The 12,157-nt window shown below is 36.9% G+C and carries 12 protein-coding genes and 1 pseudogene; 8 read left to right on the top strand and 5 right to left on the bottom strand.

Features of this window, described 5'->3' with window-relative positions; genetic code table 11:
- Positions 1–2,544, bottom strand: a pseudogene (locus B3C16_RS03795) (hypothetical protein); the annotation flags it as partial.
- Between the two features lie 160 nt (positions 2,545–2,704).
- Between B3C16_RS03795 and folE the strand changes: the two are divergent.
- From folE to lgt, 4 genes are all read left to right on the top strand, one after another.
- Positions 2,705–3,376 (top strand): GTP cyclohydrolase I FolE, encoded by a 672-nt coding sequence (gene folE / locus B3C16_RS03790; protein WP_121315057.1) that lies wholly within the window; start codon positions 2,705–2,707, stop codon positions 3,374–3,376.
- A gap of 113 nt (positions 3,377–3,489) precedes the next feature.
- The gene (gene cysS, locus B3C16_RS03785; RefSeq protein WP_291128952.1) at positions 3,490–4,971 is read left to right on the top strand and encodes a cysteine--tRNA ligase; all 1,482 of its coding nucleotides are present in this window, start codon (positions 3,490–3,492) and stop codon (positions 4,969–4,971) included.
- Entirely contained in the window at positions 4,972–5,214 is a 243-nt protein-coding gene (gene yidD / locus B3C16_RS03780) for a membrane protein insertion efficiency factor YidD (protein ID WP_121313846.1), read from the top strand.
- A 79-nt stretch (positions 5,215–5,293) separates the two neighbouring features.
- Positions 5,294–6,226: a prolipoprotein diacylglyceryl transferase gene (lgt, locus tag B3C16_RS03775; RefSeq protein WP_291128950.1), complete on the top strand. Its 933-nt coding sequence runs from the start codon at positions 5,294–5,296 to the stop codon at positions 6,224–6,226.
- Positions 6,227–6,284: 58 nt separating this feature from the next.
- Here lgt and B3C16_RS03770 read toward each other — a convergent pair whose 3' ends face one another.
- Both B3C16_RS03770 and B3C16_RS03765 read right to left on the bottom strand, forming a co-directional pair.
- Positions 6,285–7,328, bottom strand: coding sequence for an RluA family pseudouridine synthase (locus tag B3C16_RS03770; RefSeq protein ID WP_291128948.1), 1,044 nt, complete (start codon positions 7,326–7,328; stop codon positions 6,285–6,287).
- Positions 7,321–7,938, bottom strand: a complete 618-nt coding sequence (locus B3C16_RS03765; protein ID WP_291128945.1) for a PASTA domain-containing protein — start codon at positions 7,936–7,938, stop codon at positions 7,321–7,323. The genes B3C16_RS03770 and B3C16_RS03765 overlap by 8 nt, the downstream gene beginning before the upstream one ends.
- 244 nt (positions 7,939–8,182) lie before the next feature.
- Here B3C16_RS03765 and B3C16_RS03760 point away from each other — a divergent pair, with 244 nt between their 5' ends.
- The 3 genes from B3C16_RS03760 to coaD are packed head-to-tail and all read left to right on the top strand — an operon-like array spanning position 8,183 to position 10,020.
- Positions 8,183–9,157, top strand: a complete 975-nt coding sequence (locus B3C16_RS03760; RefSeq protein WP_291128943.1) for a D-alanine--D-alanine ligase — start codon at positions 8,183–8,185, stop codon at positions 9,155–9,157.
- Between the two features lie 3 nt (positions 9,158–9,160).
- Positions 9,161–9,562 (top strand): hypothetical protein, encoded by a 402-nt coding sequence (locus B3C16_RS03755; protein ID WP_291128941.1) that lies wholly within the window; start codon positions 9,161–9,163, stop codon positions 9,560–9,562.
- The gene (coaD, locus tag B3C16_RS03750; protein WP_121313853.1) at positions 9,562–10,020 is read left to right on the top strand and encodes a pantetheine-phosphate adenylyltransferase; all 459 of its coding nucleotides are present in this window, start codon (positions 9,562–9,564) and stop codon (positions 10,018–10,020) included. The genes B3C16_RS03755 and coaD overlap by 1 nt, the downstream gene beginning before the upstream one ends.
- Before the next feature lie 153 nt (positions 10,021–10,173).
- On the opposite strand, the gene B3C16_RS03745 is transcribed toward coaD, so the two are convergent.
- Positions 10,174–10,677, bottom strand: a complete 504-nt coding sequence (locus B3C16_RS03745; RefSeq protein ID WP_291128938.1) for a hypothetical protein — start codon at positions 10,675–10,677, stop codon at positions 10,174–10,176.
- A gap of 234 nt (positions 10,678–10,911) precedes the next feature.
- On the opposite strand from B3C16_RS03745, the gene B3C16_RS03740 reads away from it, so the two are divergent.
- Entirely contained in the window at positions 10,912–11,454 is a 543-nt protein-coding gene (locus tag B3C16_RS03740; protein WP_291128936.1) for a helix-turn-helix domain-containing protein, read from the top strand.
- Positions 11,455–11,583: 129 nt separating this feature from the next.
- On the opposite strand, the gene B3C16_RS03735 is transcribed toward B3C16_RS03740, so the two are convergent.
- Positions 11,584–12,157 (bottom strand): DbpA RNA binding domain-containing protein (locus tag B3C16_RS03735; RefSeq protein ID WP_291128934.1); only part of this gene is annotated, 574 nt, incomplete at its 5' end.

Genomic DNA, 12,157 nt, shown 5'->3' with positions numbered 1-12,157 from the left:
AGTAAATACCTCAATCTCATCACCCGTTGAATTGTAATCACACAATTCATAATCCTCAATAACAGGATTAGGCATTGGAATCGGATTGACAATTAAATTAAATGTAGTAGTGCTATAACAAGCAGGAGAACCAACAAAATAAGCTCTAACATAGATTGTTTGAATTCCTAAACCTGTTGTTAGGTTGCAATAATTTACATTCAGAGGAATTGCTGACCCACTAGTGTCAGTTTCATAAAAATCTACAACTATATTGGGATTACCTCCGTTAACTTCATTGATTTTTGTCCCTAAATCAAACAAACAGGATATCGTATCATTATTGTCATCACAAACTACATAATCAGTCGGTTGACTGATAACCGGTGGTGTCGCAACAGTAACCACGGCAGATCCGCTTTGTAGTTGAGAACAACTCGTAGAACTGTCATCTACCACACTAATTAAATCATAAGTAAATGATCCTGCAACATCTGTTGGAACATCAATAATAAAACTATTTCCACCGGTAGTAGAATTAGATATTGGAGCTCCGTTATTAAGAGTATAAGTAAATGTATAAGGCTGTGTACCATTTGCACCTGTAATAATCACTTGTGGATAAGGAGCATTTAAACAACTAGCTACACTTCCGGTAATTACAGCTGTTGGCAATGGATTAACAGTAATAGTAGCTGTTCCGTCTTGATTTTGTGAACAAGTCGGCGTCCCTGATCCTGATACATTAATAAGAGAATAAACAAAAGTACCGGCTGTTGCAGTAGGAGCATTAAACGAAAAACTATTCCCTGCTAAAGTAGTAACTGTAGGCTGAACAACATTATTTATGGAATAAGTAAAAGTATAAGGTGCTGTACCACTAGCTCCGGTCAAAGATATTTGAGGACTTACTGCATTTTGACAAACTGCAGTAGTTCCTGAAATGCTAGCTGTTGGCAAAGGTAAAACAGTTACAACTGCTGTACCTGTAATATTTCTGGAACAGTTAGTTACCGGATTCAAAACACTTACCAAAGTATAAGTAGAATTGGCCGTAAGATTAGGTGTTGTTATAGTATTTGTCCCGGTTCCATCTAAAGTAATTATTTCATTTGGATTACCATTAACATTATAAGTAACTTGAGCGTTAGGAGTTCCGTTAAAAGTAATAACCGTATTATTTCCTGAACAAATAGAAGTCGTTCCTGATATAGTAACTGTAGGTAAAGGATTTACTATCAATTGGAAAAAAGTGGTTCCGAAAGTGGTTGGATTTGCATTTTCTTCCAGTCTCACATAAATGGTTTGACCGTTAGTTCCAACAACACTTGTAATCGCTCCAACATCATTATCTGCATTAGCCTGAGTCAGGTGATAAGTCACCGTGTGGTTTGCAGCTGAATACTGAGTTCCCAAAACTATAGGAGTTTGAGGAATAAAATTGAAATTAGCTGTTCCACTTCCCAAACTGCTCTCACATAACGTTAAATTCGGAGGTACATTAGGTTCAAGTGAACACGTAATATTACAAATGGTAAATGAAAAAACAGATACACATCCACTAGACGTTGGACCGTTATCGGTTAAAGAAAGATATATTGTACTACAAGCACCTGCACCACCAGTAGGACCCGGATAAGCTGAAGGATTACCTATCGGACTAATAATATCTTGTGCATTGGCTGCAGAAGTATGGAATGACGCTTCAAAATCACTCGAATTGAGACCCGTACCATTAAATATATTAGCAATCGCTTCATTTAAATTGTATACAGGATTAGGCGTACATTCTTCAAGATTGACAGGAAGATTAATTGGAGGCGGTGCATAAAAAGAAACGGTAGCACTAGCCGTAGCATTAGCAACACAACCGGGTTTATTTACCACAACAGTATAAGTTCCCGCTTGGGAAACCGTTATCGATTGAGCTGTTGAAGCTATCGGGCCACTTGGACCTGACCATGCATATGAAGTAGCGCTATCGATAGTAGCGGTCAAAATTGCTTGTCCTCCAACACATATTACTTGGTCGTCTAATGATAACGGACAGACAATATTACAATCGGTTGCTCCTGCGCCACCTGTTCCTGCATTGGTTTGAGTTAATGATATTTGTCCGGCCTGATCGGCAAAGTTGGTCAATAATACCATATAGACTTCACCAACCTGTGCATTAGGTATCGTAAAATTCTCAGTTGCAGCAGTCGAATAACTACATCCAACCTGATTAGCGGCTGATAAATCGGTTCCTGCACACGTTGGACCAGCAAAAGGTCCCCAAGCAATAAAATCAACATCAATTCCGCCCCCACCATTACTGTTTTGAGAAATAGTAAAATTTAAAGTACCGGCAACACTGATTTGTAAAAAAAACCAAGCCGGATTGGGAGTGGTGCTTAAACAAGACACTGCTCCTGTACTAGGAACTCCAGTCGTATTTGGAAAAGTCAATGCTGATCCTCCTGCACAAAAAGGCTGTGCACCGGGACAAGTTGACCCTTGAGAAAATACAGAATGTATTGAAAATAGGCTAATTATTAATAAATAGAAGTAAATTTTTTTCATTACTGACAATATTTTTTTGAGGAGCGAAATTTACATATTTTTAAGAAATATTTATGTTAAATATGAAATATTTTCAAATATTAACACTATTCAGTACAGATTAATTATAATTATTTATCTTTGTGGCTTCAATTTTTAACCCAAATTAATGGCGAATTTAATGACAAAAAGTGAAATGATAAACGATGAATTAGGAGAAAACCACATTGCTACCAGCGCTCAAAATCCTGTAAGAAATGACGCTTTTGATTTAAGTGATGATAAAAAAATAGAATTAATAAAAAAAGATGTTGAAAACATCCTTCAAACATTGGGAATGGATTTGACAGATGACAGCATAAAAGGAACCCCAAATCGTGTGGCCAAAATGTTTGTCAAAGAGATTTTTGGAGGATTGAATCCTAACAAAAAACCAAGCTCATCGACTTTCAAAAACAATTACAAGTATGGTGAAATGTTAGTAGAAAAAAACATTACTGTTTATTCTACTTGCGAACACCACTTGCTTCCTATTGTTGGTCGCGCTCACGTGGCTTACATCTCTAACGGAACTGTGGTTGGCCTTTCTAAAATGAATCGTATTGTGGATTATTTTGCCAAAAGACCTCAAGTACAAGAACGTTTAACCATGCAAATTGTGCAAGAATTACAAAGAGTTTTAAACACCGAAGATGTTGCCTGTGTTATCGACGCCAAACATTTGTGTGTGAACTCAAGAGGAATTCGCGATATTGAAAGTAGCACCGTAACTTCCGAATTTGGTGGTAAATTCAGCGAAGAATTAACCAAACGTGAATTCTTAGATTATATTAGATTAGAAACTAGTTTTTAATAGCCCTGATTGCAGCGACATCCTTTTTCTTTTTAGATTGGCCGAAGTGCTAACGTAGGCATATCCTAAAAAGAAAAAGATATAGCGGAAAGCAGGAAATAGCTCCAAAAAAAATGCAACTATATAAAAATCATACTCTTAAAATATACAATTCCCTTTCGGGAGACAAAGAACTTTTCAAACCTGTGCATGAAGGTAATGTTGGGATGTATGTTTGTGGACCAACGGTTTACAGCAATGTCCATTTAGGCAACGTGCGCACGTTTATGTCGTTTGACATGATTTTCAGATACTTATTGCATTTGGGCTACAAAGTGCGTTATGTGCGCAACATTACCGATGTTGGCCATATCGTAGACGATGTTGATGATGGTGAAGATAAAATTGCCAAAAAAGCCAGAGTAGAACAATTAGAACCTATGGAAATCGTGCAACGTTACACGGTTGATTTTCATGAGGTGCTAAACCAATTCAACTTTTTACCGCCAAGTATTGAACCAACAGCAACCGGACATATCATTGAGCAAATTGAAATCGTAAGACAAATTATTGAAAAAGGATTTGCTTATGAAACCAACGGTTCGGTATATTTCGACGTAGTAAAGTTTAATGAAACCAATCACTACGGAAAATTAAGCGGTCGCAACATTGACGAAATGTTAGCCAATACTCGTGATACCGACGGACAAAGCGATAAAAAGAATCCTCAAGATTTTGCATTGTGGAAAAAAGCTGAACCGGAACACATTATGCGTTGGCCTTCTCCTTGGGGCATTGGTTTCCCGGGTTGGCATTTGGAATGTACTGCGATGAGCACGAAATATTTAGGAGAAACGTTTGACATACACGGTGGCGGAATGGATTTAAAGTTCCCGCACCACGAATGTGAAATTGCCCAAAACGAAGCTTGCACCGGTCACAGTCCGGTGAATTATTGGATGCATGCCAATATGCTGACACTGAACGGCAAAAAAATGTCGAAATCAACCGGAAATAACATTTTACCGGATGAAATTTACAATGGCGGAAGTCCGTTTTTGAGCAAAGCTTTCTCTGCTAATGTAGCTCGTTTCTTTATGATGCAAGCGCATTACAGAAGTATTTTAGATTTTACCAATGAAGGGATTTTGGCTTCTGAAAAAGGCTTTAACCGTTTGTTAGAAGGTTTGGACATTCTGAAAGAATTGCAACCAAGTGCTTCGTCTACTCTTGATATCGCAGTGTGGAAACAGAATTGCTATGACGCAATGAATGATGATTTCAACACACCAATTTTAATTGCCCACTTATTTGAAGGAATCAAATTTGTCAACTTAGTTAATGACGGAAAAGAAACCCTGACTGCTGAAGATTTGAAAACACTTTCAGAAACCTTGAATACTTTTGTTTTTGATATTTTAGGGATTAGAAATGAAAAGCTAGTCGCCAACAATTCAGATAAATTAGATGGTGTTGTAGAAATGTTGATTACGATGCGTTTGGAAGCTCGTGCCAATAAAAACTTTGCGCTTTCGGACCAAATTCGCGACCAATTGTTAGCCTTAGGCATTCAATTAAAAGACGGAAAAGAAGGAACCACTTTTAGCATTCAATAAATGTGGAAGAAAATTGTAATAGCGCCACTCCTATTGCTTATCTATTTTTATAAGATTGTGATTTCGCCTTTGCTACCATCAAGTTGTAGGTTTCAACCAACTTGCTCAAGTTATTTTATGGAAGCTTTGAAAATTCATGGTCCTTTTTATGGCACTTATCTTGGTGTAAAAAGAATTTTGAGTTGCCATCCTTGGGGGAAAAACGGTTACGATCCGGTTCCTGAGAAAAAATGTTCTCACTAAAGAAAAGGTTAATTTTTTTTCAGTTCCAAACAATTCACTATTTTTACCATAATAACTTAACCCCATAATTTACTAATTTATGATTTGGAATCCATCAGAAGGTATAGAACTTGGTTTCTTTACTGTTCGGTATTACAGCTTAATGTTTGTAATTGCCTTTGGTTTAGGATGGTATATAATGAAAAAAATATACGACCGGGAAAACGAACCTATAGAAAAACTCGATACTTTATTTATTTGGACTGTTGTGGCTACTTTGTTGGGCGCACGTTTAGGACATGTTTTCTTTTACCAATGGGATTATTTCAAAGACCATTTAATGGAAATCCTTTTACCATTTAGATTCGAGCCTCAATTTGAATTTACCGGTTTCCAAGGTTTAGCCAGTCACGGTGCCGCTGTTGGAATCATCATAACGATGTATTTCTACAGTAAGAAAATCATAAAAAGACCAATCCTTTGGGTGCTTGATCGGGTAGTAATTCCGGTTTCTTGCGGGGCTATTTTTGTTAGAATCGGGAACTTCTTCAACTCAGAAATTTATGGTCATACCACTTCTGCCAATAACTTTTTTGGTGTAAAATTCATTCGAGAAGAAGAGTTTTGGGAAAGCCATAATTTAAAATACATTACCGGGGCTACCAATAACAATGAAGGTTATAACCTAATTCAACACGACCCAAAATTCACAGAAGTTTTGAGCCAAATTCCATACAGACATCCGGCGCAACTCTATGAAGCAGGATTGTACATCATAGTTTTCTTAGTGCTTTACTTTTTATACTGGAAAACCAAAGCCGCTGAAAAACAAGGATTAATCTTTGGCTATTTCTTAATCTTACTTTGGACTGTTCGATTCATTGTAGAATACGTAAAAGTAAGCCAAGGTGGCATCGAAGAAAGTTTAAAACTATTCACCACCGGACAATGGCTAAGTATACCATTTATCCTAGTTGGAGTTTATTATTTATTTATGGCAGAAAAACCCATTGAAGATGATATAAACAAATAAAAAAATCCCTCGAAATGAGGGATTTTTTATTTACTCCATATATTTGGTCTAATTGACTCTAGTCTTCTTCGTTAACTTCCGTATGCGACTTAGCATAATTACGCCATTTCTCAATACAGTCTTTCATATCATCGGGAAGTTCGGTGTCAAAACGCATAAACTCTTTTGTAGTTGGATGTTCAAAACCAAGAGTTTTAGCATGTAATGCTTGTCTTGGCAAAGTTTTAAAACAGTTGTCGATAAACTGTTTGTATTTGGTAAAAGTCGTTCCTTTCAAAATCAAATCACCGCCATAACGCGCATCGTTGAATAAAGTGTGACCAATGTATTTCATGTGAACACGTATTTGATGCGTTCTTCCGGTTTCCAATTTACAAGAAACCAAAGTGACATAACCAAAACGCTCCAAAACTTTATAATGGGTAACCGCATGCTTTCCAACATCACCTTCAGGGAAAACAGCCATTTGCATTCGGTCTTTGACATGTCGAGCAATATTACCTTCTATCGTGCCTTCGTCTTCTTTGACATTGCCCCAAACCAACGCAATATATTCGCGTTCCGAAGATTTGTCTTCAAATTGTTTGGCCAAATGTGTCATCGCGGCTTCGGTTTTAGCCACTACTAAAAGTCCGGTAGTATTTTTATCGATGCGATGCACCAAACCGGGCCTTTCGCTGGAGTTCATTGGCAAATTATCAAAATGAAATGCCAAAGCATTGACCAAAGTTCCGGTGTAATTGCCGTGTCCGGGATGAACTACCAAACCAACAGGTTTATTGATGACCAACAAAGCGTCGTCTTCATAAACAATATCCAACGGGATGTTTTCGGGAATAATATGATTTTCAAATGGCGGATGTTCCAACATCACGCGAACCACATCAAAAGGTTTTACGCGGTAATTGGATTTTACCGGAACATCATTCACCCAAATATTGCCTTTCTCAGCCGCTATTTGGATTTTATTGCGCGTAGCATTTTCTATCAATTGCATCAAGAATTTATCGACACGCAATAGCGATTGTCCCTTTGCAGAAACAAATCTATGGTGTTCGAACAATTCGTCTTCTAAATCAGTAACGTCGTTTGAATTATTCATCTAAAGGCATTATTTCTGTGGAATCAACTGCGGTAGAATCAACAACAGTATCAACAAAACCAACTTTTCCATCACCTAAAACCAAATCGATTTTAGAGGATTTCAGTACTTTATCTCCGGCCTTAAGTTTCTTGCCATTCATTCTTACTTCCAATACCATATCTTTTCCCAAATAAGGTTTATAGGTAATCGTTCCTTCTTTTAAACCAACCGCTTCCAAAGTCGGTACCGCTTGACGATAGGTTTTCTCAATCAAATCAGGTACAGAAACCATGGTATAAGTGGAAGCATTAATTTTGATGTAAATCTTTCTGCCTTCTTTTACCTTTGCTCCTGCTTTAGGTTCTTGTTCAACAATAGTCAGCTTTGGAAACTCCGGTCTGAAATCAACCGTGTCCAAAATAATATAGTCTAAATCTAAGGCATCCAATTTCTCTTCAGCTTGCTCCGCTGACAGTTTACTCAAATCCGGCACCGTAATTTCTTGTCCGTGATTGGTCGTGTAAGTAATCCAATGAAAAAAGAGATAAGCGATAATCGCAAAAATGGCCATGGCGGCAAGCATTTGGGCAAAGAAAACCCGACTGGTTAAATATTTGCGTAAACTCATAGAGAAATTTTATTTGAGCAAAGATATAAAAAAGATACGCTTCGCTCCTAGATAATTAGATACGCCCTTTGGCCTCTTAGAAACGCTTAGCTGTTAGATAGTTAGAAATGAAATAATTTAAAAATCCAACAATCTAAAGGCAAAGCCGTGTCTAACAATCTAAAAATCTAAAGGCAAAGCCATATCTATGAAAAAAAATGATAATTTTGTTATAACTAAAACACCAACCTAACTCTAACTACTAATGAAAAAAGTAGCCATCATCATGGGCGGATATTCGAGCGAATATCAAATATCACTTAAAAGCGGCAATGTGGTTTATCAATTTTTAGACCAAACAAAATATAAAGGCTATCGCATTCATATTTTCAAAGAAAAATGGGTTTATGCAGATGAAAATGACAATGAATTTCCTATTGACAGAAATGACTTTTCCACTATGGTAAATGGCGAAAAAATCAACTTCGATGTAGTATTCAATGCCATTCACGGAACTCCGGGCGAAGATGGCTTAATGCAGGCTTACTTCGAATTGTTAGGCATTCCGCAAAGTTCTTGTGATTATTATCAAGCCGCCTTGACTTTTAACAAGCGTGATTTATTGTCGGTTTTAAAACCGTATGGCATCAAAACTGCGACTTCTTGTTACCTCAATCTGGGCGATGAAATTAATGTTGAAGCTATTCTGAAAACCGTTGGCTTGCCTTGTTTTGTAAAGCCCAACAAATCAGGTTCGAGTTTCGGAATTTCCAAAGTTAAGTCGGAAGCCGAATTTTTACCGGCGATTGAAAACGCCTATAAAGAAGACAACGAAATCATCATTGAAAGCTTCTTGGACGGCACCGAAGTATCTGTTGGTGTCATCAATTATAAAGGGAAAGTGACCGTTTTACCAATAACCGAAATCGTTTCAGAGAATGATTTCTTTGATTATGAAGCCAAATATTTAGGCAAATCTCAGGAAATCACTCCGGCGCGTATTTCAGATGAAATGACTGCAAAGGTTTCGGCTGTTGCCAAAAAAGCCTACGAGGTTTTAAAAATGAGCGGCTTTTCAAGAAGTGAATTCATCATCGTCAACGGCGAACCACATATGCTGGAAATGAACACCATTCCGGGATTAACAACCGAAAGTTTGATTCCGCAACAAGCCAAAGAAGCGGGCATTTCATTGACCGATTTATTTACTAACGCTTTGGAATTGGCTTTAAACAAATAAATTATGATCAACAGTAAATCAGACGTTCAGCCGAAAAAAAAGAAAAGCAAAAGCGGCCTTATCATTACGCTAAGTATTTTAGGCGTAATGGCAATTGCGATGACATTTGGTGCGCTTTATTACAATTATAGAAAAGATAAAGAAAAAACGTATATTAGTAATCCAAAAGTAGGCGATGTTTATGAAATAGAAATGCGCTCCGGTAATTTCAGTACCGCTAAAGTGCTACAGGTTACCCAAGACAGCGTTTATACGACAGAGAATAATTTGGAAACCGACCAACTAAAAGGGATCAGTGAAATTGACATCGATCGGAATTATGGTATTTTGAAAAATGCCCACAGCCGAAAAGAGATTGAACGATTATTTATGCAAGATACTATTTTTGCTATTAACAGAAACTAATGAAAAAAGCAGTTTTCCCAGGTTCATTTGACCCTATCACTTTAGGTCATTATGATATTATCAAAAGAGGTGTTTCTCTTTTCGATGAAGTGGTTGTAGCCATTGGTATCAATGCCGAAAAAAAATACATGTTCTCTTTAGAAGAGCGCAAAAAGTTTATCGAAGAAGCTTTTAAAGACAATCCTAAAGTTTCCGTGATTACTTATGAAGGCTTAACCATTGATTTATGCCGAAAATTGGACGCTCAATTTATCCTACGCGGTTTAAGAAATCCGGCCGATTTTGAATTCGAAAAAGCCATTGCACACACCAATAGAAAATTGTCCAAAATAGAAACGGTATTTCTTTTAACGGCTTCTAACACTTCCTACATTTCCTCAAGCATCGTTCGGGATGTGATTAGAAATGGTGGTGATTATACGGTTTTGGTACCGGAAAGTGTTGTTGTGAAAAAGTAAAACACAGATTACACAAATTAGCACACCCGAGCAAAGCGAATAGACGAAGTAAATTAATCTGTGGAAATCCGTAAAATCTGTGTTATCTGTGTCCAATTTATTTAGCTGGCTTTGAAAAAATGACCGCAGATTCGCAGTAGTTACAAACGGCTGTTAGAGGTAGTTTTTTCTTTTTGACAATTTGATTTTGTTAAAATAGGAAAAAAACGGGATTCTTATATCGCCTCTTCCAAGGTTTGTCAAGTTTCCATAAGCTTTATTTCCTTCAAAGATTATTATTAGTTCCTTAGCTTGTGAAAAATCCCAACTCCAATCTTTTTTCATAATGACCAGATTAACTTCGTCATGAACAATCTCATATTTACATTGGGTTTTTATCCCGTTTAAATATTCACTTCTGTTTTGAGATTCTATTTCCCCAATATATGTTAATTCGTCAATATATTTTAATCCTATTAGATTCCAGATAAATGGTATACCAATAACAATTGAAAAAATGATTTCTTTGTAATTTAAAGAGAAATTTTTGGTAATTATGACATAGAAAAGTAGAACTGGTATACATAACACTAAAAAATAATAGAAAAACATATCTAAGAGAGATTTTCTATAAATCAGCTTTTTAAACGAGATTGATTTTTCAATGTCTATTTTCATGCGAGTGTGTTTAAAAATTACCGCTAACTAACCAATAAGTATGATAAAAAATCACAGTCATAAAACCTGATTGTCGGTATCTCTTTCAAATCTACCCATTTTCCCACAATAAACAATTCCATCCAAAAAAATATTGCTGACAAAAAACTGTGGCAAAATTTCTCCAAATTAAAAAATGCCACAAAAAGTGTGGCAAAATTTTTGTTGTGACCAATTTGACACAAAATAAAAGTGATGGAAAAAAGGGAAACCATTAGTATACTGTTAGGTGCAAGCCAATTGGAAATGGCAACTTTGCTCAAAATTACCCGCAGTCAGTGGTCCATGTATGAATTGGGAAAAAGGAGTTTGCCTTTAGCTGCTGCCCAACAACTCAGCGAAATATTAGCACAGGTACAACCGCAAAAAAGGGCCAAAAAACAAGTGCCTACCGCAGAACAACAAGCACAAAAGAAACAAACATTGGAAGCTTTGCTTCGCGAAAACGAATACCAACAACTGGTGGTGGAAAGAAAAATAGCCGGTATACAAAAGAAACAAGTCGCTGCGGTTGCTGCTTTGCAATTACTAGGCTATCTTGCAGACACGGATAAAAAAACAACGCATCCTCACCTATTGCAAAGTATGGAAACCAAAGCCAAAAGAAAAGCGGCTGAAAACAGCGATGCGGTTTTGATGACACATCAAATAAAACAAGAACTGCTAAAATATGAAGCGGAATTGCTAAAGAATGCCATAACAGGCTTGGTTCCGGAAAGTGTTGTTGTGAAAAAATAAAAAACACAGATTACACAAATTAGCACACCCGAGCAAAGCGAATAGACGAAGTAAATTAATCTGTGGAAATTTGTGTAATCTGTGTTGTCTGTGGCCTATTAATTTGCGTGTTCTCTATGCGAAAGAAGTTTAATACTTCTCGCTTTTAGCGTCTTCCTCTTTCTTAACTACCTTGCGCGCCACTTCAATCTTAAACTTCTTCCCTTTCATTTTTTCGTCACGAATATTGGAAAGCAAATCTTTGACTTTATTGAATTTCACTGCGGCAAATGAGATAAAGTCTTTCACTTCTATCAAACCTAAATCACCTTTTTCCAATTTCCCTTTTTGAGAAAAGAAACCCACGATGTCAATTTTGTTCAGTTTGTTTTTCTTGCCACCGCTGATGTAAATTGTTTGGAATTCTGGTGGTTTTGGTAAAGTGGTAGCATTGTCGACTTTTAAAATCGGCATTCCATAATCGATATAATCCAACTTTTTTTCGCTTTCATGAATGATTAAATAAGCCGTTCCGGTAGCCAACATACGCGCGGTTCTACCGTTTCTATGGGTAAATTCGTCTTCTTTAGAAGGCAAATGATAATGAATAACGTGTTTCATTTCGGGGATATCTAAACCTCGTGCTGCCAAATCAGTAGTAACCAAGTAACTCACACTTCCGTTTCTGAACTGAATTAAAGCACGTTCACGTTCATCTTGATCC

The organism is Flavobacterium sp. UBA7682 (assembly GCF_002482945.1).
Lineage (GTDB): Bacteria > Bacteroidota > Bacteroidia > Flavobacteriales > Flavobacteriaceae > Flavobacterium.
Note: the sequence above shows the minus strand (reverse complement) of the source record. Positions and strands in the feature narration are given on the sequence as shown.

Bases quoted from the DNA above. Each gene is read 5' to 3' on its own strand.
- folE (WP_121315057.1), top strand. From the start codon at position 2,705: ATGACAAAAAGTGAAATGATAAACGATGAATTAGGAGAAAACCACATT.
- cysS (WP_291128952.1), top strand. From the start codon at position 3,490: ATGCAACTATATAAAAATCATACTCTTAAAATATACAATTCCCTTTCG.
- yidD (WP_121313846.1), top strand. From the start codon at position 4,972: ATGTGGAAGAAAATTGTAATAGCGCCACTCCTATTGCTTATCTATTTT.
- lgt (WP_291128950.1), top strand. From the start codon at position 5,294: ATGATTTGGAATCCATCAGAAGGTATAGAACTTGGTTTCTTTACTGTT.
- B3C16_RS03770 (WP_291128948.1), bottom strand. From the start codon at position 7,328: ATGAATAATTCAAACGACGTTACTGATTTAGAAGACGAATTGTTCGAA.
- B3C16_RS03765 (WP_291128945.1), bottom strand. From the start codon at position 7,938: ATGAGTTTACGCAAATATTTAACCAGTCGGGTTTTCTTTGCCCAAATG.
- B3C16_RS03760 (WP_291128943.1), top strand. From the start codon at position 8,183: ATGAAAAAAGTAGCCATCATCATGGGCGGATATTCGAGCGAATATCAA.
- B3C16_RS03755 (WP_291128941.1), top strand. From the start codon at position 9,161: ATGATCAACAGTAAATCAGACGTTCAGCCGAAAAAAAAGAAAAGCAAA.
- coaD (WP_121313853.1), top strand. From the start codon at position 9,562: ATGAAAAAAGCAGTTTTCCCAGGTTCATTTGACCCTATCACTTTAGGT.
- B3C16_RS03745 (WP_291128938.1), bottom strand. From the start codon at position 10,677: ATGAAAATAGACATTGAAAAATCAATCTCGTTTAAAAAGCTGATTTAT.
- B3C16_RS03740 (WP_291128936.1), top strand. From the start codon at position 10,912: ATGGAAAAAAGGGAAACCATTAGTATACTGTTAGGTGCAAGCCAATTG.